Annotated in this window: 19 protein-coding genes; 2 read left to right on the top strand and 17 right to left on the bottom strand. The window is 59.0% G+C overall.

Annotation, left to right across the window (positions count from 1 at the left end; translation table 11 throughout):
• Nucleotides 1-11: 11 nt before the first annotated feature.
• On the top strand, nucleotides 12-290 hold the full coding sequence (locus IBT46_RS13595; protein ID WP_200546119.1) for a YfcL family protein: 279 nt from the start codon (nucleotides 12-14) through the stop codon (nucleotides 288-290).
• A 61-nt stretch (nucleotides 291-351) separates the two neighbouring features.
• Here the strand turns inward: IBT46_RS13595 and IBT46_RS13600 are convergent, their stop codons facing one another.
• The 6 genes from IBT46_RS13600 to mnmC all read right to left on the bottom strand — a co-directional run bounded on the left by IBT46_RS13600 (nucleotide 352) and on the right by mnmC (nucleotide 8,082).
• Complete coding sequence (locus IBT46_RS13600; protein ID WP_370569453.1) at nucleotides 352-1,326, bottom strand: XdhC family protein; 975 nt, start codon at nucleotides 1,324-1,326, stop codon at nucleotides 352-354.
• Nucleotides 1,323-1,907 (bottom strand): nucleotidyltransferase family protein, encoded by a 585-nt coding sequence (locus IBT46_RS13605; protein ID WP_200546120.1) that lies wholly within the window; start codon nucleotides 1,905-1,907, stop codon nucleotides 1,323-1,325. Before IBT46_RS13605 ends, IBT46_RS13600 begins: the two co-directional genes overlap by 4 nt.
• A complete protein-coding gene (locus tag IBT46_RS13610; RefSeq protein WP_200546121.1) occupies nucleotides 1,904-3,199 on the bottom strand; it encodes a cytochrome c in 1,296 nt (431 codons plus the stop codon). The genes IBT46_RS13605 and IBT46_RS13610 overlap by 4 nt, the downstream gene beginning before the upstream one ends.
• Complete coding sequence (locus IBT46_RS13615) at nucleotides 3,196-5,448, bottom strand: molybdopterin cofactor-binding domain-containing protein (RefSeq protein WP_200546122.1); 2,253 nt, start codon at nucleotides 5,446-5,448, stop codon at nucleotides 3,196-3,198. Before IBT46_RS13615 ends, IBT46_RS13610 begins: the two co-directional genes overlap by 4 nt.
• A complete protein-coding gene (locus IBT46_RS13620) occupies nucleotides 5,445-5,918 on the bottom strand; it encodes a (2Fe-2S)-binding protein (protein WP_200546123.1) in 474 nt (157 codons plus the stop codon). The genes IBT46_RS13615 and IBT46_RS13620 overlap by 4 nt, the downstream gene beginning before the upstream one ends.
• Before the next feature lie 163 nt (nucleotides 5,919-6,081).
• Nucleotides 6,082-8,082 (bottom strand): bifunctional tRNA (5-methylaminomethyl-2-thiouridine)(34)-methyltransferase MnmD/FAD-dependent 5-carboxymethylaminomethyl-2-thiouridine(34) oxidoreductase MnmC, encoded by a 2,001-nt coding sequence (gene mnmC, locus IBT46_RS13625; RefSeq protein WP_200546124.1) that lies wholly within the window; start codon nucleotides 8,080-8,082, stop codon nucleotides 6,082-6,084.
• A gap of 157 nt (nucleotides 8,083-8,239) precedes the next feature.
• Between mnmC and fabB the strand changes: the two genes are divergently transcribed.
• Nucleotides 8,240-9,463 carry a beta-ketoacyl-ACP synthase I gene (gene fabB, locus IBT46_RS13630; protein WP_105591216.1) on the top strand — a complete coding sequence of 408 codons (1,224 nt, stop codon included), beginning with the start codon at nucleotides 8,240-8,242 and terminating at the stop codon, nucleotides 9,461-9,463.
• Nucleotides 9,464-9,498: 35 nt separating this feature from the next.
• On the opposite strand, the gene IBT46_RS13635 is transcribed toward fabB, so the two are convergent.
• The 11 genes from IBT46_RS13635 to IBT46_RS13685 all read right to left on the bottom strand — a co-directional run bounded on the left by IBT46_RS13635 (nucleotide 9,499) and on the right by IBT46_RS13685 (nucleotide 22,864).
• Nucleotides 9,499-9,765 (bottom strand): YceK/YidQ family lipoprotein, encoded by a 267-nt coding sequence (locus IBT46_RS13635; protein ID WP_200546125.1) that lies wholly within the window; start codon nucleotides 9,763-9,765, stop codon nucleotides 9,499-9,501.
• A gap of 137 nt (nucleotides 9,766-9,902) precedes the next feature.
• Nucleotides 9,903-11,180: a glucuronide uptake porin UidC gene (locus IBT46_RS13640; protein ID WP_200546126.1), complete on the bottom strand. Its 1,278-nt coding sequence runs from the start codon at nucleotides 11,178-11,180 to the stop codon at nucleotides 9,903-9,905.
• A 20-nt stretch (nucleotides 11,181-11,200) separates the two neighbouring features.
• Nucleotides 11,201-12,598 (bottom strand): glucuronide transporter, encoded by a 1,398-nt coding sequence (gene uidB, locus IBT46_RS13645; protein ID WP_200546127.1) that lies wholly within the window; start codon nucleotides 12,596-12,598, stop codon nucleotides 11,201-11,203.
• A gap of 6 nt (nucleotides 12,599-12,604) precedes the next feature.
• Nucleotides 12,605-14,410 (bottom strand): beta-glucuronidase, encoded by a 1,806-nt coding sequence (gene uidA / locus IBT46_RS13650; RefSeq protein ID WP_200546128.1) that lies wholly within the window; start codon nucleotides 14,408-14,410, stop codon nucleotides 12,605-12,607.
• A 388-nt stretch (nucleotides 14,411-14,798) separates the two neighbouring features.
• Nucleotides 14,799-15,389 carry a TetR/AcrR family transcriptional regulator gene (locus tag IBT46_RS13655; protein WP_200546129.1) on the bottom strand — a complete coding sequence of 197 codons (591 nt, stop codon included), beginning with the start codon at nucleotides 15,387-15,389 and terminating at the stop codon, nucleotides 14,799-14,801.
• 15 nt (nucleotides 15,390-15,404) lie between these two features.
• Nucleotides 15,405-16,187 (bottom strand): Uxu operon transcriptional regulator, encoded by a 783-nt coding sequence (gene uxuR / locus IBT46_RS13660; RefSeq protein WP_200546130.1) that lies wholly within the window; start codon nucleotides 16,185-16,187, stop codon nucleotides 15,405-15,407.
• Between the two features lie 88 nt (nucleotides 16,188-16,275).
• The gene (gene uxaC / locus IBT46_RS13665) at nucleotides 16,276-17,688 is read right to left on the bottom strand and encodes a glucuronate isomerase (RefSeq protein ID WP_200546131.1); all 1,413 of its coding nucleotides are present in this window, start codon (nucleotides 17,686-17,688) and stop codon (nucleotides 16,276-16,278) included.
• Between the two features lie 16 nt (nucleotides 17,689-17,704).
• On the bottom strand, nucleotides 17,705-19,171 hold the full coding sequence (locus IBT46_RS13670) for a fructuronate reductase (RefSeq protein ID WP_200546132.1): 1,467 nt from the start codon (nucleotides 19,169-19,171) through the stop codon (nucleotides 17,705-17,707).
• A gap of 107 nt (nucleotides 19,172-19,278) precedes the next feature.
• Nucleotides 19,279-20,463 carry a mannonate dehydratase gene (uxuA, locus tag IBT46_RS13675; protein WP_105591224.1) on the bottom strand — a complete coding sequence of 395 codons (1,185 nt, stop codon included), beginning with the start codon at nucleotides 20,461-20,463 and terminating at the stop codon, nucleotides 19,279-19,281.
• Between the two features lie 158 nt (nucleotides 20,464-20,621).
• Complete coding sequence (locus tag IBT46_RS13680; protein ID WP_200546133.1) at nucleotides 20,622-21,230, bottom strand: SIS domain-containing protein; 609 nt, start codon at nucleotides 21,228-21,230, stop codon at nucleotides 20,622-20,624.
• Nucleotides 21,227-22,864: an FGGY-family carbohydrate kinase gene (locus IBT46_RS13685; RefSeq protein ID WP_105591226.1), complete on the bottom strand. Its 1,638-nt coding sequence runs from the start codon at nucleotides 22,862-22,864 to the stop codon at nucleotides 21,227-21,229. The genes IBT46_RS13680 and IBT46_RS13685 overlap by 4 nt, the downstream gene beginning before the upstream one ends.

Consider the following 22,864-nt stretch of genomic DNA (forward strand, 5'->3'; position numbering starts at 1 on the left):
AGAGGAATGATATGATCGATGAATTCGAGGCGCGTATTCTGGGCCTGATTGATGACATGGTAGAACACGCCAGCGACGACGAGCTGTTTGCCAGCGGTTATCTGCGTGGGCATCTGACCGTGGCGGTGGCTGAGATTGAACTCTCCGACGATCATACGCCGGAAGCGTTACAGGCTCATGTTCAGCGCAGCCTGGAAAGTACCATTCAGTCCGAACTGTCGCCGCGCGATCAGGCGCTGGTGATCGGCATGTGGGAAAATCTGTTCCGTCAGGCACGCCAGCCTTCTTAACGTGCTGTGAGGTAAAACCACTGCGGTGGGTCATATGACTTCCCGCTGTGGTTTTTCTGTATTACGTTCCGCCCCTCACTCCCGCGCTGTTTTTAACCCGGACAATATCAGCAATAATTGCCAGCGCGATTTCAGCGGGGGTTTTACTGCCGATAGCCAGGCCAACCGGACCGCGAATTCGTGCCAGCTGGGCTTCGTCCAGGTCGGCAATTTTCCTCAGCCTTTCCAGACGTTTTTCACTGTTTCGCCGCGAACCCAGCGCCCCGATGTAAAAAGCCGGAGTCCGGCAGGCTTCCATCAGTGTCAGATCGTCAATGCGTGCATCATGGGTCAGGCACAGCACCGCACTGTTTGGGCCGCAACCGTGCCGCTCAAGATAGCGGGCGGGGAAATCTGCCAGGATTTTTTGCGGGCCGAATGCCGTTCGCAGCGCGTCACGGTGTTCGCATACCAGCACGGTGAAACCGACCGCGCGGGCGAATTCAATGCAGTACTCCGCCACCGGCGACAGCCCGGCAATAATCACCTGCACCGGCGGACCCAGCCGCAGGCGAAGCGTCGTGCCCTGAAGGTGGACGGCGGGGCCGGGTGGCGGGTGTGGGCAGGGTGTAAGAATCGCGGGTTCACCGGGGGCCAGCGTTTTTTCCTGCGGGAACTCACCGCGCAGGGCCAGCAGCATGCGGTGCAGATAATCTAACGTTTCGGCGGTGGCCGGCAGATATTCCACCAGCACTTCCAGGCTACCGCCGCAGGGGAGTGAAATCTCAGGGATATCACTTCCCGCCCCGTATCGCACGAGCTGGCTGGGATTGCGATATGCGCCCTGCGCCAGCCGCGGCATAAAATGTTCTTCAATGCAGCCGCCGGAGAGCGATCCGCACGAGGTATTCGTCTGGCTGACCGCCATCAGCGCACCGGGGGAGCGCGGTGACGATCCCCACGTGTTTAGCACGGTACACAGCCAAAGATCCCGGTGCTGTCCGGCCTCGCTCAGCGCAAACTCCAGCACTCTGATATCCGGTGAATGCATGTTCATTGCTCTCGTTGCCAGTCGGCCGGCACGTCAACGTCCCACACGCAGCCGGGATCGTTGACTTCGATCAGCAGCGGCGGGCATTGTTCCAGGATACTGTTTGCACCCGTATCACCGCTCAGCGCCAGTAGTGACTGGCGCAGCGTCCGGCTAAAGGCCACAGGATGTCCGGGCTGCTGCTGCCATATCGGGCGTACGGTATCGGCAAACTGAAGTGCCTGAAAGACTCGCATGACGGTATTCTGCTGAAGCCAGGGCATATCGGCGAGCATCACCAGCCAACCGGTCCACCAGGGACGGTTGGCCACACCAGCAGCAATCGAACTGCCTAAACCGCGACTGGCCAGCAGCGTGACCGCGCAGTGGTAGCGGCGGGCGAGGGCAATCAATTCGCGGTCTTCCGGCCGCAGAACCACATTGACCTGGCCGCCTGCTACGGTGGTCGCCAGATGCAGATTACGCTCCAGTAAGGAGAGCGGATTACCGTCGGCGGGGGTGGTCTGAAGTTTGTGCTGACCGCTCAGCTGGCGATAGCGGCTGCTTAAGCCCGCCGCCATCAGCAGTATCCCGGTACTGGCAATCACGATTTACCCTCCGTTTGTTGGCGAATCTGCTCAATGCGATTCAGCAGATCGGGCCAGGAAGCGTGTTGAGCCAGGTCGGTACGCAGATAATTCAGCAAAACGGCAATCTGCTGATTGTTCAGCTGATAGCGGAATCCCGGCATACTGCCCAGTTCTGCGCTCGCCGGATGCTGGATGCCATCCAGCACGATACGGATCAGATTATCGGGGCTGTCGCTATACAGATTGCTGTTCAGCATCAGTGAAGGGTGCACGCCGTAGAGTTTCGGACCGGTATTCTGTGCGTGGCAGGCCATGCAGGAACCCGCAAACTGGCGGGCTCCCGGTGAGTTTGCCTGCATCATTTGCTGCTCGGCCTGGTTGCTGACCTCTTTGCTGTGGTCCGGCCACGGCGGCTGGAAGCTGGCGAGCCAGGTGGCCATCGCCTTCAGATCGTCCTCCGGCAGCTGCGACAGACCTTCGGCAATCACCGGGGCCATCGGACCGGCCGCCACTCCATGAGACGTGGCGAAGCCGTTACGCATATATTCCATCAGCTGCTGATGGTTCCAGACGATCGGAGCAGGAGAGTGTGAATTGAGTGCCGGGACACGCCAGCCGTCGACAATGCCACCGCTGAGATGGTGGCTGCCGCCTTTTTCTGCCCCAGCCAGATTCCGCGGTGAATGGCAGGCACTACAGTGGCCCAGGCTTTCACCCAGATAGGCACCCCGGTTCCACTCTTCACTTTGCTGCGGGTTTACTGCAAACGGTCCGGGGGTAAGAAAAAGCCAGTTCCAGGCGAACATTCCCTGGCGAATATTAAAGGGAAAGTGCAGTTCAGTCTTTGGCGGACGATAATTCACGGCTGGCTGAACCATCAGCCAGGCATAAAGATCCTGTAAATCGTCATCAAGGGTGAGGGTAAATGAGGTGTAGGGGAACGCCGGATAGAGGTAATGCCCCTCGCGATTAATGCCGTAACGCATGGCGCGTTTAAACGCAGGATAGGACCAGCTGCCAATGCCGGTAGCGACATCCGGCGTAATATTACTGCTGTAAATAGTACCGAACTGCGTATTAAACGCCATTCCCCCGGCATCGACCTGGCCGCCAGCACGGGTATGGCAAACCTTACAGTCTCCCAGTGCAGCCAGCGTTTTTCCGCGTGCAATTTGCTCGGCGCTAAACTGGCTGGCCTGCGGTGGTGCAACCGGTGCGATCTCCGGCTGCAGACTAAATACCAGCAGCACCGCACCGGCGGCCAGAACCAGGGCCGACAGCGAGATTGCACTTTTTTTCCAGCGGTTCATTTTTTTGCTCCCTGTAAAACCTGTAGTACCCGCTCCGGAGTAAACGGAGGAGCACGGAATCGCCTTCCTGTGGCGTCAAATAGCGCATTGGCAATGGCCGCAGCGCCGGGAACGGAGGCGGATTCTCCTGCTCCCATCGCGGGCTGTTCAGGATAATCCATCAGCTGGATTTCCACCTCCGGGAGTTCATCAAAACGCAGCAGCGGATAGCTTCCCCATTCCACGGAAGTGGTGCCGCGATCGTCAAAGGTGACGGTTTCTTTTAACACCCGACTACAGCACTGGATAATATTGCCGTGCACCTGATGGCGAACACCGGCAGGATTGACCATCTGCCCGCAGTCGTGCGTAACAAACACCTTATCAATCCGCACTTCTCCGGTGCGGCTGTTTATGGTCACATCGCAGACCCACGCGGCCCAGGCCGCCCCGAAGCCGGGAAACTTGCTGTGGAAATAACGCGCCCAGGCGAATCCGCGCCCGTGCAGGAGTTCTCCCTGCTGCTGATGGCGATGAGCCGGTCCTTCCTGCCAGCCTGACAGTTTTTTCACCTCATTAATCAGGGCGATCGCGCGTTCATCCTCTATTAAAGGCAGGCGGAATGCGATGGGGTCCTGTCCGGCGAGGAAAGCCACCTCATCCATCCAGCTCTCGTGAGCAAAAACGTTGGGCAGGGCCGACACGCCGCGCATCCATGAGGCACGTACCAGCGGTGCGGCATCTTCACAAACCACCCGCATCTGCGGGAAACTGTACTGTGGAATAGCGGAGCGGTCGCCCATGGTTTGCACGTCGGGATTGTTGTCGACCTTGCGTGTGAGCAGCAGCGGCAGGGGCGTGGCGTTATTCGAGGGATAGCAGGTATGCAGCTCGTAGCAGGATACCTTCAGCGTCTCGTCCAGCCCGCCGCGCACGCGCATCAGCTGTCCGCTGCCTTTGGGTTCCCATGCGGCTTCCTGTTCGCGCATCAGCTGTACGCGAACCGGATAGCCGGTCGCCTGCGACAGCAGGGCGGCATCCGCCGAGACGTCATCTGCGCAGTTGCGACCATAGCACCCTGAGGCTTCCATCCGTTTAACCTCAATCCAGCGGGTATCCATTTCCAGCAATAGCGACAGATCGCGGCGCAGATCGTGCGGATTCTGCGTGCCGGACCAGATCACCGCCTGGCTGGCAGTGACGTTAGCCACCGCGCACGAAGGCCCGATAGAACCATGCATCTGGTATGGCCAGACGTAATCGGCGTCAACGGCGATATGTCGCTCGTTCAGGGCTGTATCAATCCCGGTATCCTCACGCAGGATACGCGGCGTTTTTTTGCAGTCAGTCAGGGCAATCGCCAGATTTTCAGGATCGAGCGCCGGCACCTTCGCCCAGGGCTGCCACGTGACTTTCAGCGTACGCATGGCGGCGATGGCCTGCTCTTCGCGGCGGGCGACGATGCCAACGAAATCATGCTTAACCACGATTTTGACGATGCCCCGCAGATGAGCGATGGAGCTTTCATCCACGGAAATCAGGCTGTGGCCCAGTGGGGCGCTGCTGTCGGTTCCCGGATAAGGGGGACGGATAACGCGGCCATGTAACATGCCGGGCAGACGTAAATCGTGAACCCAGCTCAGCCCGCCGGTAACTTTGGCCGGAATATCCACGCGGGCGACCGGCTGGCCGACATAGCGCGGATTCGCAGTATTTAAGGGAGTATTAGGATTGAGAGGCTGATGATCGTCTTTATTCGTAGCAAGTTGAGCGTAGCTCAATCGTCGGGCGGGGTTACGGCTATCAATAACCCATCCTGCTTGCGTTTGTAGCTGTGCCGTGGGGACTTTCATTGCCGTTGCGGCCAGTTGAATCAGCTGAAGACGAAGCTGGCTGGCGGCTTTTCGCAGTGGAATGGCTGTCACCTGGAGCGTGGAACTGGCGATCGTCGGCCCCTGATCGGGGGTAAGCGAAGTATCACCCAGGATCATCGTCACCGCGCTGAACTCCACGTCCAGTGCGTCGGCCACGTACTGGGCCAGCGCCGTGCGCACGCCGGTCCCCAGATCGACATGGCCATTAAATGCGGTCACGCTGCCATCGGCAGAAAGCGCAATAAAGCTGTCTAACTGGCCCATAGAGCGTTCACTGACAGGAAAAACGGCATCGGTCAGGCCGGATGCCAGCACGGCGGGCGGCAGCATGGCGCTGACGCTGAGAATGCCACCGGCCTGCAGCAACTGGCGTCGGGTAAGGGCGAACAGGTTCATGGCTGCTGGCCTCCGGCAATAATTTCCCGTGCCTTTTCCGCCGCGCGCAGGATCTCAAGGTGGGTGCCGCAGCGGCAGAGATTAAACGCCAGTTCGCTTTTTATCTGCTGTTCAGACGCGTCAGGCTGACGGGTAAACAGCGCGACCAGGGTCATGATCATGCCGTTGGCGCAGTAGCCGCATTGTGCGGCCTGTTCATCAATAAACCCCTGCTGCACCGGGTGCAGCTGCGTTCCTTCAGCCAGGCCTTCCAGCGTGACGATGGATTTCCCTGCCACGTTACCAACAGGAATACTACAGGAACGCGCGGCAAGGCCATCAATATGGATAGTGCAAGCGCCGCATTCCCCTACGCCGCAGCCGTATTTGGGGCCATTAAGCTGAAAATCATTACGCAGGATATAAAGCAGGGGAGTGTCAGACAGCGCGTCGTCAATCTCGACGCGCCTGCCGTTAAGCGTGAAGTGCATAGCTGAATCATCCGTTGATGGTCAGGCACGTCCATGATTAAGATGCCTGGCCTGAAAATAGTAAAACCCATGACAAAAACATGGGTTTTGAAATTTTAGGCGATTTTTGTGCCAGTTGTTAAGCGGATTTCCCGGCCAACGCACGATTACATAAAGCGCGGGGTTATCGCAGCATTTTTCCCTTCAGCAGTTTACGCACCCAGTAGCGATTGGGATTGGTTGCGGCCAGCGTGGCGTGGTCCAGCGGTATCGGCTCGCCGCACATTTGCGCGGCAAGCACCTCTGCCGCCAGCGGGCCGCTGCACAGGCCGCGAGAACCCAGCGCCCCCAGAACAAAGACCCCCTCGTGCACCGGGGACGGTTCGGCCTGCTCCGGATGTTGTGAAAGCTGCGCATACTGCACAACCAGTCGATCGTAGTCTGGCAGCGCACCAATGAGTGGCAGATGATCGCGCGAAGCGCAGCGTACGCCGCAGCGTGCGGACTTCGCGCTGGTATCAATCTCTTTGGCCCACTGCGCCTGCGGCAGGCAGCGCAGCAGGCGTTCACGGTTTTCCCGCTGATCCTCATCGCGATAATCAGTCTTGCTGTCGCCGCGGCGGTAGCTGGCCCCGATGCAGTGCTGCCGGTACTGCGGACTGACCGGAGTCAGGTAACCGTCATAGCACAATACCTGCTTAAGGGCCGCCAGCCCGCTGCCGCCGGTGACGTGGCTGACCTGGCCGCCTACGGCATAAACCGGCAGTTTTTCGCTCTGAGTGAGATCGGCAATACGGTGGCCGTTGCACAGCACGACGTTGCGATGCTGCACGGGCTCCTGCTGGCTGAAGCTCAGCTGCCATTCATCCTGCCGGCGGCTCAACCCGGTCAGCTCGTGCTGCCAGTGCAGGGTCATTCCCTGCTCGCAGGCCTGGCGGATCAGTCCGGCGGTCAGTTCCGCGGGGGAAAGCCAGCCGCCCGCAGGATAGGTAATGCCGCCGCAGTCGGTTGCCACACCGGTAATGCGCTGAACCTCTGCGGCATCCACTGCGCGAGCGATATCCGTCGGCAGGTTCATGCCCAGCATATTGACAATCTTACCCTGGCTTTTTTGATCCCAGCCGAGCTGGGTTACGCCGCACCAGTCGTGCTCGAAAGGAACGTCCAGCTCATCGTACATGCGCCGCGCAAAGTTAAAGGCGGCAGGGAAAAACGTCGCCAGCGCCGGATCGTGATGGGTCAGTAAAGGATAGAGTGCCCCCTGACGATTGCCGGAAGCCCCTTCGGCGGGCGCGGATGCCTCGCTATAAAGCGTGACGCGCTTACCGCGACGCAGCAGCGCGAGGGCCAGCAGCGCGCTGGCAACACCGCCGCCAATAAGAGCGATATCATCACCGCTGGCCGCAGGGCGGGCATACCACGGGGCCTGTAGGGGGGCCTCAATGGCGACGGGCAGATGGCCGACCAGCATCTCACGTTTTTGTCCGTAGCCTTTGCGCTTGCTGACGCTAAACCCTGCAGCCAGCAGCCCGCGGCGGACGAATCCGGCGCAGGTAAAGGTAGCCAGCGTTGCGCCCGGGCGCGCCAGCCGCGCCATGCAGGAGAACAGCGCATCGGTCCACATGTCCGGGTTTTTCGACGGCGCGAAGCCGTCCAGGAACCAGGCATCGACCTGCTGGTTCAGCGTGTCATCAAAAGTGTGAATAAGCTGGTTAATATCGCCAAACCACAGGTCCAGGGTAACTTGTCCGCCATCCAGCAACAGGCGATGGCAGCCCGCCAGCGCGGAAGGCCACTGTTGACGCAGGGCGCGTGCCCAGGTTTCCAGCTCCGGCCAGCTGGCGTGCGCGGCGGCTAAATCGTCAGGATTAAGCGGGAATTTCTCACAGCTGATGAAATGCAGCCGCCGGAGCGGGGCATCGGGCTGCTGTTGACGGAAGCGATCGAACGCCTGCCACAGAGTGAGAAAATTTAAGCCGGTGCCAAACCCGGTTTCGGCGACGATAAACAGATCGCGCGGATGCTGAGCAAAACGATCGGGCAGGCCGTTGCCGTCCAGAAAGACATATTCGGTCTCTTTCAGACCATTCTGGTTGGAGAAGTAAACGTCATCAAACGCTCGGGATACAGGTGTACCCTGTTCGTTCCAGCTTAGCGCAGCATACTCAATTGGGGCGGTTTTCACGGCAAAGGCTCATTGCTCAGGCGGTGGCGGGATTCTAACTATGTGAGCCAGGCTACGCAAATTTACACAGGGAAAACGCTGATCGGACTTGTTCGGCGTACATCTGTAAGCTAGAGTGCGTGTCGAATCCTAATAATAGAAGTAGAAGAGGTATTGAATGAAACGTGCTGTGATTACTGGCCTTGGAATCGTATCCAGTATCGGTAACAACCAGGAAGAAGTTCTGGCGTCATTACGCGAAGGACGTTCCGGTATTACCTTCTCGCAGGAGCTGAAAGATTCGGGCATGCGTAGTCACGTCTGGGGTAACGTCAAACTGTCTAAGGACGATATCTCCGCGCGTATCGATCGCAAAATGCTGCGCTTTATGAGCGACGCTTCTATCTATGCTTTCCTGGCTATGCAGGATGCCGTAAAGGATTCCGGCCTGACTGTAGAGCAGTATCAGAATAATCCACGCGTGGGTCTGGTTGCCGGTTCCGGCGGCGGCTCCCCGTTCTATCAGGCGGCCAGCGTTGACGGTATGCGCGCGAAAGGCCTGCGTGGCGTCGGCCCTTACATGGTGACCAAGGCCATGGCTTCCGGCGTTTCTGCCTGCCTGGCGACCCCATTCAAAATTCACGGTGTGAACTACTCGATCAGCTCCGCCTGTGCGACCTCTGCCCACTGCATCGGTAATGCGGTTGAGCAGATCCAGCTGGGCAAGCAGGACATCGTGTTTGCCGGTGGCGGCGAAGAGCTGTGCTGGGAAATGTCCTGTGAGTTTGACGCCATGGGCGCACTCTCTACCAAATACAACGAAACCCCGGAAAAAGCCTCCCGTACCTACGATACCAGCCGTGACGGCTTCGTTATCGCCGGCGGCGGTGGCATGGTCGTGGTTGAAGAGCTGGAGCACGCACTGGCGCGTGGCGCTCACATCTACGCTGAAATCGTCGGCTACGGTGCGACCTCTGACGGTGCGGACATGGTTGCGCCATCGGGCGAAGGCGCAATGCGCTGCATGCGTATGGCGATGGAAGGCGTGGACACGCCGGTGGACTACCTCAACACCCACGGCACCTCTACCCCGGTAGGCGACGTGAAAGAGCTGGGCGCAATCCGTGCGGTCTTCCCGGACAAAACCCCGGCGATGTCGGCGACCAAAGCGATGACCGGCCACTCTCTGGGTGCCGCGGGCGTGCAGGAAGCTATTTACTCGCTGCTGATGCTGGAACACGGCTTTATCGCGCCAAGCATCAACATCGACGAACTGGACCCGGCGGCTGAAGGCCTGGACATCATCACCGAACCTACCGAGCGTGAACTGACTACCGTCATGTCCAACAGCTTCGGTTTCGGCGGCACCAACGCCACCCTGGTGATGCGCAAGCTGAAGTGAGTTTTTAGCGGGGGTGAGCTCTCACCCCCGTTCACTCAATCCACGATCTTGCTGTTTCCCTTCCCGCCGTCATCGGGCGTCTGATAGTAGTACCAGCCGTCAAACGGGGCCATTAGCGTGTCACCCACTACCGACAGCGGCAGATCGAGCGCGCACAGCGCCGAATCAAAAAAGCAGTGATAGTCCTGCTGCGTGCCTGAATAGAATGAGTTTCTCTGATAGTTTTCCGGGGTTCTGCTGTCCATGGTGGCGCAACTGGAGAGGGCCGTCAGGCAAATCATCAGCGTGAGCATCCGTAACATAGTTGGTTCCCTGTATGCGATGGGCGTAAACAACTTACGGAGGATCGCAAAATGGGTTTGGGCGATACGTGCGGATAACGTTTATTTGCGGGGGGAGCGTCCGGCGTCAACCACTCACTTCTGACGCCATCGCGGGGTTACTTGAGCATAAAATCGTACTGCAGATTCATCTTGATATCGTAATAGTCCAGCCGATCGCCAAAAGCACTGCCGTTGCGATGTTCCCGGGCTTTGTTCAGTACCAGCAGCGCCTTCGCGCCCTTGAACAGCCCGCTCTGTGGCTGATAGCCAAACAGCAGATTGGTACTCAGCCCGTTAATGGTCACCCGGTGGCGGGTATCCTCATAGCCGTGGGTCAGAATCGGGGCGATGCCGACAAACGTATCACCCGGCAGATTCAGCGTGCCGCCAAGCTGTACCGACCACATATCGCTGTGGTTACGATCGATGCTTAAATCGAACGGATAGCCCAAATCGGTATCAATACCGCTCAGGCTGTTGGGTTTATTACCGGTTTTACCCACGCCAAACGAGAGTCGACCGCGCGGTACGATATAACTCAGCTGCCCGCTCATCACCCACGCATTATCCGGTCCGTCATAGCTCGCGCTGGTGCCGTTAAGCCGGGCATAAAACGCCATAAATTCGGGCTTGATCGTCGCCTGTCCGTCGCCCGCCAGCGGGATGCACCGCGCGGCTTTGGTCATCACCTGCGCCGCCACGTCCTCCTGCCAGGAAACGGCCAGCCCGGCGTTATCGCACTGGTGCTGCCAGGCCAGCGCGGCGATATACTGTGGCCGGAGCGTGTCGTGGCGATAGGTTGCCGGGTTAACCGGTCCGGTTTTGTGTACTCCTTCCGCCACGTCGGGATAGGTATAAATCCCGTGGCGATACATGGCATAAATATCCAGCTCATCATCGACCCGATATTGCATTAATACCGCATCGGATAATGTCGGCACCGTTCGTTGCGACGACGAATTAATAATTAACAGATCCTTGCCGCCGGTATAGGCACTGTCGGTGACCATCCGTCCGGCTTTAATATACAGCTGCTCGGAAACTTTAAATTTCAACGCGGCGGTATAGCGATTAAAACTGTCCGTGCCGTTAAGATACCAGCGTGAACTCCAGTTATTTCGTGCGCCCAGCTTATATACGTAAAAATCCCCGATATCCACGCCCAGCCGATCCTGAAAATAACGGCTGTTATATTCCAGCGCCGCTCCCTGCACCCAGGCGTAAATATCCCGCCCGCTGCCTGCACTGGGTTTGTCTGCCCGGCGCAGTTCGTTTCTCAAACGCAGTCTTACCTCATCATCATCCTGCTGATTAAATGAGGATGCATACAGTGGCCAGCTGCAGAGCAGCACGCAGCCGCCGATCAGCGTATTTCTCGCTATCAGTGTCATCATTATTCACCCCGAATGGGTTATTATTCTGTTCTGCGGCGGTAGACCTGGTTTTCTTCCAGTGCCTCTAAGAATTCCTGGCTATTTTTCTTGCGCTGTTCAATCTCAATTAATATCTGCTGATAGCGTTTTTCAGTCAGCGGATAAAAGACCATCCCGATAAAAGCCAGCAGCATAAAGAGCGCGGGGATAACCGCCACCGACAGTTTAATGCCCATCACCGCTTCCGCCGTTTGCGGCTGGTTAGAAACATAGCCGAACGACACGAGAATAAACGCGGGCAGGGAGCCGCCCAGCGCCTGGCCGCATTTGCGGGTGAAGGAGAACAGCGAGTAGGTTAAGCCTTCAATGCGCACCCCGGTGCGATATTCGCCGTGTTCCACGGTATCCGCCTCCAGCGCCCACATCACCGTCATGCACAGGCTGGCACCAAAAGACGCGCAGGCAAACAGGGCAAAAGCGACGTACGGCGATGCAGAGAGGAAAAAGAACAGCGTGAGATAGCTGCAGGCGGCAATCCCCGAGCCGAGCAGGAAGGTCGATTTTTTCCCGATGCGCCTGACCAGCCGTGGCACCAGCGGGGCGGCCAGTACCGCGCCGAGGAAGGTTTGAATAAAAATCAGCACGCTGAAGTAGCTCATATCGTTGAGGATATAGCGCACGTAGTACAGCCCGGCGGCACTGAGCGAGAAGGTGCCGGTCAGAGTGGCTATCGCCACCAGGCACAGAATAATCAGCGGGCGATTGCTCTTCAGCGTGCGCAGACTGATGCGCAGCGACGGCTGCTCGACCGTGCGGGTGATGTTCTCCCGCGTGCTGGCAAAGCACATCCAGTAGAGACCCACGCCGACCACCGCCAGAATCGCCGTATACAGCGTGTAGGTGGACTGCGACTCACCGTGTCCGCCGCCGATAGCCGGGGAGATGACGAAGGCCAGCAGCGTATAGGTAAACGAGGCCATAATCGTGCGGGCGGCCCCCAGCCTGGCGCGCTCCTCCGGGTTCTGGGTCATGGCGGTGGAAAGCGATCCGTAGGGAATATTCACCAGTGAATAGCAGACTCCGAGTCCCATATAGGTCAGATAGATATAGAAAATCTTCTGTCCGTCGCTTAAAAATGACGGTACGGAAAACACCAGGATGCTGAAGATCATCAGTGGCACTGCGCCGAAAAGAATAAACGGCCGGAATTTTCCCCAGCGGCTGCGGGTGCTGTCCACCACTCTGCCCACCACCACATCGGCGACGGCATCGAAAATACGCACCACCAGCAGCATGGTTCCGGCGACGGCCGCATGAATACCGGCGGTATCGGTGTAATAGTTCAGTAAAAACATCGCGCCCATAGCAAAGGCGAAGTTGTTAGCAACGTCGCCTAAGCCATAGCCCACAATATTTTTCCATGTGAGGCTATTTTTCATCGGGGATTACTCCGCATCGCCGGGTTTGGTGAACGGAGTACGCGAGGTCCAGCGATCGCGCAGAATAAATGCGGAAGATTTCGGCTTTCTGTCACGCGTGAAGATGCCTTTTTTGTTACCGCCAACGCGAATAATGTTCTGCGAGGTGGCAAAGTCGGCAAAGTTCCACACGTGTTCGCCCACTACCGCACTGACGCGATCGAAGACCCGGTGATACATATCGAGGAAGGCGTTCTGGAACTCTTCGCTCCACATCTCCTGATAGGACGAGTGCAGCCCCGCCAGCGTATCGGCACCGTATTCGGTGATGATAATCGGTCGGTGCAGCTTCTCCTGCCAGGCGCGCAGCTCGGATTCCAGCGCGCGTTCCGCCTTCGCCAGATTCGCCGACTGGGTGTACCAGCCGAAGTAGCGGTTCAGGCATACCACATCAAACAGATCGGTGATGGTGTCGCTCTCGGCGGTGCAGAACATCACGTTAACGCAGGTGATAGGGCGGGTAGGGTCCAGTTCGCGCGTGGCTGCAGCCAGTGGAGCAAAGTAGTCCCGGGCACCCTGCTGGTTGGCATCCGGCTCGTTGGCGATGCTCCACATTACCACCGACGGGTGATTTTTATCGCGGGCAATCAGCTCTTCAATCGCCCGCAGGTGTGCCCGCTGGGTTTCATCGTTGACCGCTTCGTCGGAGAACAGCTGCGCTGGTTTGGCCGCGCCGTCAAAGGTGATGCCCAGCGCCAGATTCAGCCCCACCGCCGGCGTTTCGTTAATCACCACAATACCGTGTTCGTCCGCCCAGTCGAGCATCTCTTCGGCGTAAGGATAGTGCGATGTCCGGTAGGAGTTGGCCCCGATCCAGTTCATCAGCGCGTGGTCGTGCACCATCAGCGCGTGATCGAATCCTTTACCGCGAATATCGGCGTCTTCATGTCGGCCAAAGCCGGTGAAGTAGAAAGGTCGATCGTTGATCAGGAACTGTTCGCCCACCACTTTTACCGTACGAATACCAACGCGCAGCGGATACTCGTCGTGGCTGCTGCCGTCGCTGACCGTGGCCCACAGGGTATAGAGATAGGCATTGCCAGGCTGCCACAGATGCGGCGCATTCACCTGCAGTTCACCGCTGGCTCCCTCGCTTTCGGCGACGATCTGCTGCTGGCTGTCCTTCAGTACCACGCGCACCTTGCCTTCTGCCGCCACGCTGTAGCGGACGGTGGCCTGCTGGTGGTTGTCGGCGAGTTCGGTAACCACGTGGATATCGCGGACGTGGGTTTCCGGGGTGGTGTAAAGCATCACGCTGCGATGGATACCGGCGTAGTTAAAGAAATCGTGGAAGTAGAGCTGCTCGCGTTTACCGGCATCGTCCTGCACGATGGTGCCCGGCGGGATGGTGTGCCAGCTGAGCTCGTTGTTGACGCAGACGGTGATGCGGATGCTCTCGCCGGGTTTGGCCTGCGGGGAAATCACGCATTCAAACGGGGTATAGCCGCCCTGATGTTCCATCACTTCGCGATCGTTCACCCATACCTTGCCGTAATGGGTGACCGCGTCAAAGCGCAGCACCATGCGGCGATTCTGCCAGCCTGCCGGGACGATCACCGTGCGCTGATACCAGACGTTACCGACGTGATTACGGATTTCCGCATCGGCGAACTGCTCGTTAAAGCTGCCGGGAACCGCAATGCTGCGGCTGTCATTCAGCGGTTGAAGCCACCAGCGCTGGCTCATTCCCTGGTTGTCGCGGTCAACGGCAAAGTCCCACAGGCCATCCAGCGTTTTGATTTCGCGACTACGGGTTTCAATGGGTTTTAACATCGATCTCTCTCCATTACAGGTTTAAAAAACGTAAAGGTTAACCAGTTTTAAAATGGTCAACCAAATTGCTGACGGCTTAAACAAATACCATGCACGTCTCAGGATCGTTATCGGCAGAAGCGATCGATGGTGGATGGATCATAAAAGCCGCGCGCCAACAGATGGAAAGGAGAGGGAGTTCACGTTCGTCGATTGAGGGTCATTGACTTTCAGCGCCAGATGATCAATCGAACGTTCGTTCGAATGCGAGGTGTGAAAAATAGCACGATGACATTAGTCTCATGTTGCTGTTTTCACGGTTATTATTAAAAAAAATGGAGTGCTGAGTGCTGAGTGCTGAGTGCTGAGTGCTGAGTGCTGAGTGCTGAGTGCTGGCTGGCCGCGGCGTTTAGCCAACCGGGCGCAGCACGCCGTTTATCATCGCCGACAGCGCCCGGCGGCGCTGCGCTTCGCTCAGCGCGGAACCGGTGCCGGTATCAGCCAGAATACCGTAGGTCAGGGAGAGCAGCAGGCTGGACGTGGCGGGCAGATCGAGATCGGCAGCCACCGCGCCCTGCTGCTGCGCCTGTCGAAGGCGAGACTCGATCATCGCCATAATCGCCTGATGTTTGCGGTCCAGCATCTCCGCCACCAGCGGGTTACGCATGCCCTCGGCCATAATCTCTACCACCAGCGCACGCTGTGCGCGATCTTCCTCGCGCACCGCCAGCAGGTTGTTGACGATCGTCTCCACCAGGTCGCTATCGGGTTTATCCTGAGCAAAGCGTGAGAAAGCGCGCAGCTGGTCTTCCTCGATGATTGCCTCCACCAGCGCCTCTTTACTCGGGAAGTGGTGATAGAGCGTACCGGGGCTGATTTCACTGGCTTTGCAGATGTTTTTCATCGACGCGCCGTGGAAGCCATCGCGGGAAAAACAGGCGCGGGCCGCAGCCAGCACGCGCAGCCGGGTTGGGGAAGGCGGAGTGTTTTCAGAATCCATGCTGCTCGCTCAACGTCAGGAATTAAGGTGATTTAACGGCCATGAGGTAAACAGGTAGCCGTCAAAATTGATGTCATCAACGTCGGAGAACTCCAGCAGTCGGTTTTTGACGTTTTCCAGGTGCTGCCACATGGCCTGCTTGGCGGCTTTGGCATCCTTCTTAATCAGCGCCGCGAGGATTTGCTGATGGTCGGTCAGCCACTGTTGACGGTAGTGGGTATCTTTCAGATGGCTGTGCAGCTGGGTCCACATCGGATTATTTTCACGCCACTGCCAGGACTGGCGAAAGAGGTCAACCAGCATGCTGTTGTGGGTGGCTTCGGCAATCGCCAGATGAAACTGCATATCGCCGCTTTCGTGGTCGTCGCTGACAAGCTCCTGCTCTTCGATCTGCAATGCGCGCCGCATTTTAATGATGTCGTCGCGGGTAGCCTGCTGGGCGGCAAACTCGGCAATATTGCTCTCCAGCAGCTGGCGCGCCTGCAGCAGCTCGAACGGACCGGCGGCGCTGTCGGAGGTGACCGCCGCCGGAACCGCGTCGGATGGCTCAGCAGGCATATCGGTAACGAAGATCCCCGCGCCGCGCCGCACGTCGACAAGGCCTTCGATCTCCAGCATGATCAGCGCTTCACGCACCACCGTTCGGCTGACGTTCAGCCGTTCGGCGATTTCACGCTCGGGGGGCAGCCTGTCGCCCACCGCATACTGCTGCTGGGCAATCATGTTACGCAGCAGGGTCCCCACTTCCTGATAGGGGCGCTGCTGGCCGGTCTGTTTTATCGTGCTATCCGCTTTCATCTTCTGTACAGGCATCCGCAGTCACCGATTGATGTCGGCCACTATAGCATAATGGGTCAGCCAGTTTCTGCGTCTGCCGTGGGGAAGATCACGCTATGGCGAAATAGCGCCGCGCGTTTTTAAAGCAGATGTCCTCAACCAGTCCGCTGAGCATTGTCTCATCGTCCGGCAGCTCGCCGTCCTCTACCCACTGGCCGATCATATTGCACAGCAGGCGGCGGAAGTATTCGTGGCGGGTGTAGGAGAGGAAGCTGCGCGAATCGGTGAGCATGCCGACAAAGTGGCTGAGGAAGCCCATCTGTGCCAGCTGGGTCAGCTGCGCGGTCATGCCGTCTTTCTGGTCGTTATACCACCAGCCTGAACCAAACTGCACCTTCCCGGCGATCCCCGCTCCCTGGAAATTACCAATCATCGTCGCCAGTACCGCGTTATCGCGCGGGTTGAGACAGTAGAGGATGGTTTTTGGCAGCTCGTTGCTGACGTCCATACTGTCCAGCAGGCGGCAGAGCGGCCAGGCGATAGCTCCGTCGCCGATGGAATCAAAACCACTGTCGGCACCGAGCTGCCGGAACATCCGGGTATTGGTGTTGCGGATAGCACCAATATGCAGCTGCATTACCCAGCCGCGCGCCGCATACTGCCGCCCCAGCCACACCAGCACGGCGGTACTGAACTGCGCCGTTTCCTGCTCGCTCAGTTCGCCGCCGGAAAGACGCTTGCTGAGGATGCGGTCCAGCTGCGCGTCGTCCGGCACCGGCGCATAGCGCAGCGTTTCAATGCCGTGGTCGGCCGCCCGACAGCCGTGGCGGGCAAAGTGATCCAGCCGCCTGGTCAGCGCGGTGCGCAAATGCTCAAAGCGGCTGATGCTGACGTCCGCTGCTGCGGCCAGCTGGTGCAGATAGTCGACGAAGCCCGCAAGCTCGATTTTAAAGACTTTGTCCGGTCGCCAGCTCGGGGCAACCTCAACGGAAAACCCCGGGTCTTCCGCTATCTGGCGATGGTAAACCAGCGAGTCGATGGGATCGTCGGTGGTGCCGACCATCTGCACGTTCATCTGGCGCATAATCCCGCGCGCGGAAAATTCCGGCGTGGCCAGCTGCTGGTTACACTGCTGCCAGATGGCCTGCGCGGTATCTGGCCCGAACAGCGTATCCCGGATGCCAAACGGGCGGCGCAGCTCCAGATGCGTCCAGTGATAGAGCGGGTTGCCCAGCGTGCGCGGCACGGTATTCGCCCAGGCGAGATATTTTTCGTAATCACTGCTTTCGCTGCCGGTAATCAGCGATTCATCGACTCCGGCGGCACGCAGCGCCCGCCATTTGTAGTGATCGCCCGCCAGCCAGATCTGGCTGAGATTCTCAAAACGCCGATCCTCGGCAATTTCCTGCGGATTGAGGTGGCAGTGGTAATCAAAAATCGGCATGGCTGCCGCATAGCGATGGTACAGTTCGCGCCCGGTGCCGTTATGCAGTAGAAAATCCTCACTCATAAATCTGCTCATCAGTTCCTCCCAGAGGTTAGCGTGCGACAACCGCTGCGGCGGCTCCGTCATTGAGTAGCTGGCAGTAGGCCACGGTAATCGCATCAACAAAGTGCGGGTGCGCCGGTAAGTCGCTGCCGAAGATATCGCCGATGTCCAGCAGGGCACGAACCCGCTCTGCCGGGGTATGCGGCTGCTGGTGGATGGCTGCGAAGGTGGCGGCCAGCGGGTCAACCACCGCATAGCGCTCGCCGCGATCGTCAACGCCACCGACGTAGCGCATCCACCCGGCCACGCCCAGCGCCAGGTAGCGCCAGTCGCTGCCCTCGCGCAGATGCTGACGAATGGGATCGAGCAGCCGCTGCGGCAGCTTCTGGCTGCTGTCGCTGGCGATCTGTGCGGTCTGATGCTTCAGCGCCGGGTTGCTGAAGCGCTCAATCAGTCGCGCGGCGTAGCCGGACAGGTCGGTGTCCGGCGGCATAGTCAACGTCGATGCCTGCTCATCCTGCATCAGCGAACGGGCCGCACGGCGAAACGCCGGGTCGCTGACCGTTTCCTCAATGGTACGGTAGCCCGCCAGATATCCCAGGCAGGCCAGGAAGGTGTGGCTACCGTTCAGCATCCGCAGCTTCATCAGCTCAAAGGGCACTACATCGCTGACGAACTGCGCACCGACGCGATCCCACTCCGGGCGGCCGTTGACGAAGTTGTCTTCAATGACCCACTGGTGGAAAGGCTCGCAGGCGATGGCGCAGGGGTCGTAAACGCCGAGCTGCTGCGCTATCTCGTCCAGGGTTTCAGCGGTCGCGGCGGGGACAATGCGGTCGACCATGGTGCAAGGGAAGGTGACGTGTTGCGCGATCCAGGCGGCCAGTTCGGCATCTCGCGCCTGCGCCAGGCCAGTGACCGCCGCTTTGGCTACATGGCCGTTCTCACGCACATTATCGCACGAGAGCACGGTAAAGCCCGGCAGCCCCCGACGGCGGCGAATAGCCAGCGCTTCGACCAGATAGCCAATCGCCGACTGCGGCTGCTGCGGATCGGCAAGATCGTGCTGAATCAGCGGATTGTTCAGGTCCAACTGACCGCTGGCGGCACCAGTACAGTAGCCTTTTTCAGTGATGGTCAGCGAGACGACCGCCGTTTCCGGCCGGGCCAGCGCTTCCAGGATTGCCTGGCAGCCGTCGGACTGCGGATGCAGGGCTTCCGCCACTGCGCCGACAATATGCAGTTCGGTGCCACCGGCACCGCGTTCGGCAACGGTGTACAGCCGGTTTTGCGCGTTCAGATCGCCAATCAGCTGCGCGCCGCGGCCCGACATCAGGCTGACTTCGCAGATGCCCCAGTCGCTGTCGCTGCTGCTCAGCAGCCGATGGGTATAAAGCGCCTGATGCGCCCGGTGAAACGCGCCGCAGCCAAGGTGGACGATGCGCGGCACAAGGCGTGAAGTGTCCCAGCTCGGGCGTGCAGCGTTAACCGCCCCGCTAACGAGATTCTGTTCCATAGCAAACTCCTGTTATCCGCTACGCCTGCGCGGCGGCAGGGTCTGCGGGTAAGACGATAAGGCCGGAAAGTGTGATACCGGCAGGGGAGGCCCCCTGCCGCAACGGTTTACTGAGTGAAGAAGGCGCGGTGAATCGCTAATTCAACGCCGCGCATTTCGGCCAGTCCTTTCAGACGGCCAATGGCTGAATAGCCGGGGTTGGTTTTTTTATGCAGATCGTCCAGCATCTGGTGGCCGTGATCGGGGCGCATCGGGATAAGATCGTCGCTGCCTTCATCCCGGCGGCGCTGCTCCTCTTCGGCAATCGCCTTGATCACCGCATACATATCCACGTCGCCGTACAGATGCGCGGCCTCATGGAAGGTGCGCGGATTTTCTTCGCGGCGGGTGGAGCGCAGGTGGGCGAACCAGACGCGCGGCGCAAACTCTTTGAACATCGCCACCAGATCGTTCTCGGCAAGCACGCCGTAGGAACCGGTGCAGAAGGTAAAGCCGTTAGCCGGGCTGCTGACCGTTTCCACCATCCACTGCATGTCGTCACGGGTGGAGACAATGCGCGGCAGGCCGAGAATGGGGCGCGGCGGATCGTCCGGGTGAACCGCCATGCGGATACCCACTTCTTCCGCCACCGGAATGATTGCCCGCAGGAAGTAAGCGAAGTTTTCGCGCAGTTTGGCTTTATCAATGCCGTCATAGGTTGCCAGTACCTGGCCGAAGGCTTCCAGCGTATAGCCTTCTTCGGCACCCGGCAGACCTGCAATAATGTTGCGTACCAGCCGCTCTTTATGCGCATCGCTCATGCTGGCAAAGCGTTCTGCGGCTTCACGAATCTCTTCCGGCGTGTAGTCCGCTTCCGCGCCTGCGCGTTTCAGCAGATGCAGCTCGAACACCGCAAATTCAATCTGGTCGAAGCGCAGCGCCTTCGCGCCGTCCGGCAGCAGGTATTCCAGATCGGTTCGTGTCCAGTCCAGCACCGGCATAAAGTTGTAGCACACCACGCGGATACCGCACTGCGCCAGGTTGCGCAGGGTTTGCTGGTAGTTGCGGCACCAGAGATCGACCTGACCGCTGTGGGTTTTGATCTCTTCATGGATCGGCACGCTTTCCACCACCGACCAGACGAGCCCTGCGGCTTCGATAATGGCTTTACGCTTGAGGATTTCCTCCACCGACCAGATCTGGCCGTTGGGGATATGGTGCAGGGCAGTGACTACGCCGGTAGCACCCGCCTGGCGCACATCGGCCAGGGTTACCGGATCGTCAGGGCCATACCAGCGCCAGGTCTGTTTCATGTTGAATTCCTCTTTTATCTGCTGTGAACGGGGTGATGACGCATCCGCTGCGAAGCTGGCGGACGCAAGATCATCTGCTGGCAGATAAAATCGGTCAGGTGGGAAGTGAAGTCAACCAATTATCTTTCATTGGTTGACCTATGTGGCATTTTTAACGATTACTCCTGTGCTTCGCGCAGCACCTTACCGACGTTACCGCCGGGATGTACGGCCAGCAGCGTCTCTTTACTGTAGCCGCTGCGGCTCATCAGCGCGGCCACCATCGCGTCGAAAACCGCCAGTACGCTGATAATTGAGGTGGTTGCCAGCATTTGTAACGGGTCGACCTCCTGACTTTTCGGTATCAGCAGCAGCAGGTCGGCCTGCTGCGCAATGGCCGACGCGGCATTTTCAGTGACGGCAACAAGCGTGGTGCCTTTCGCTTTGACCGTCGGCAGCAGCCGCGTCAGCTCGTCCGAGTTGCCGCCGCGTGACAGCATAATCAACACGTCGCCTTCGCGCAGAAAACCGATATCACCGTGGGCGGCATCGGCCGCGCTCAGCCAGATCGCCGGATGCTCAATGCAGGCCAGCATATGGGCGATTTTGCGCGCGGCAATGCCGGAGGTGCCGATGCCGGTGACCGCAATTTTTCCACGGCAGCTTGCCAGCGCGTCGAGCACCGCCTGCCACTGCTGGCGATCGAGTTCGGTTTCCAGCGCGGTCAGCGCCTGGCGATAGGTCTGCCAGGCCGCCGTCGCCTGCTGCCAGTCGGGCAGGGAACTCATGATCCCTCCTGCATCATCTGGCGATACTTCATCTGGTCGTGATACATCTCGCGGAACACCTGATACTTGCGATCGTAGTAGCGTTTGATTTCGTTGGTCTGCGGCGTCACGGTCTTGCCGATGCGGCTCATGGCGTTCATCGCTTCCGGCAGCGTGTCGTACACGCCCGCGGCGACGGTGCCCATGATCGCGCCGCCCAGCAGCATCGCCTCGCTCTCTTCGGCCAGCAGCATGGTGCAGCCGGTGGCGTTAGCGTGCTCCTGCACGAAGATCGGGTTCTTGGTGCCGCCGCCGCTCGCCATAATAGTATCGATGCTGTAGCCGCTCTGGTTCATCGTTTCGACGATATGGCGGGTGCCCAGCGCGATTGCCTGAATCGTGGCCAGATATTGCAGCGCCATATCTTCCGGCGTGCGGGAGAGCTTCAGCCCGGTCAGCATGCCGGTCAGATGCGGGTTAGCGCGCGGGGAACGGTTGCCGTGGAAGTAGGGCAGCATATGGATATCGCGGGTGAGGAAAGCGATCTGGTCAACCTCTCCAGCCATCTTACGCAGTAGCTCGTTCAGCACCTCGTAGATGGTTTTCCCCTGGCTTTTGCCCTGTTCACGCAGTGTGGTATAGCACGGGTGCGACTGGATAATATGGTCAATCAGCGCGCCGGTAGCCGACTGCCCGCCTTCATTCAGCCAGAAGTCCGGCAGCACCGCCGAGAAGTACGGCCCCCAGACGCCCTTGATAAAACGCGGCTCGCGGGAGATGGCCATATGCCCGGTTGAGGTGCCGCCAATCAGCGCGATGCGGCGGTCAAAGTCAGCCAGCTCGCCGGAAGGGCCGGAGGCGCCCAGCGTGCCCAGGCTCCCGGCGTGGGCATCGATGATCGAGGCGCTGACCGCCGTGCCCGGCAGCAGCCCCAGCTCCAGCGCGGCGCGCTGGGTCAGACCGCGGCCCAGCGGTTCGCCCATGCTTTTCACTTCGCTGCCGATCTTCGCCATATCGTGCTCAAGCAGGTCTTCCAGGCCGATTTCGCGGAAGTAGCTGGCATCCCAGCCCTCTTTGTGCGCCAGATAGGTCCACTTACAGACCAGCGAACAGAGCGAGCGGGTAGTATCGCCGGTGGCGCGCCAGGTCAGAAAATCGGGCAGGTCAAACAGGTGGCCGATATTATTCCAGCTGCCCGGCATATGCTGTTTCAGCCACATCAGCTTTGGCGTTTGCATCTCCGGGGAGATCACCCCGCCCACGTAATCCAGCACTTCATGCTGCATGGCGTTGATGCGCTCGGCCTGCACGATGGCGCGGTGATCCATCCACACCACCACGTTCTGCTCATTGCGGCCGGACGGGCTGACCGTCAGCGGCTGCCCCTCTTTATCCAGCACCACCAGCGAACAGGTGGCATCAAATCCCAGCCCCTTGATCTGTACCGGGTTGATATTGCACTGGTTAAGCGCATCGCGCACCGATTGACACACGGCCTGCCAGATATTATCCGAGGACTGTTCAACGAAGTCCGCCTGTGGGCGATACAGCGCGATTTCGCGGCTGGCCTGGCCCATCATTCGGCCGGTAATATCGAAAATGCCCGCGCGTGCGCTACCGGTCCCTACATCCACACCAATGTAATAGCTGCTCAT

It is taken from the genome of Erwinia sp. S38 (assembly GCF_016624545.1).
Lineage (GTDB): Bacteria > Pseudomonadota > Gammaproteobacteria > Enterobacterales > Enterobacteriaceae > Erwinia > Erwinia coffeiphila.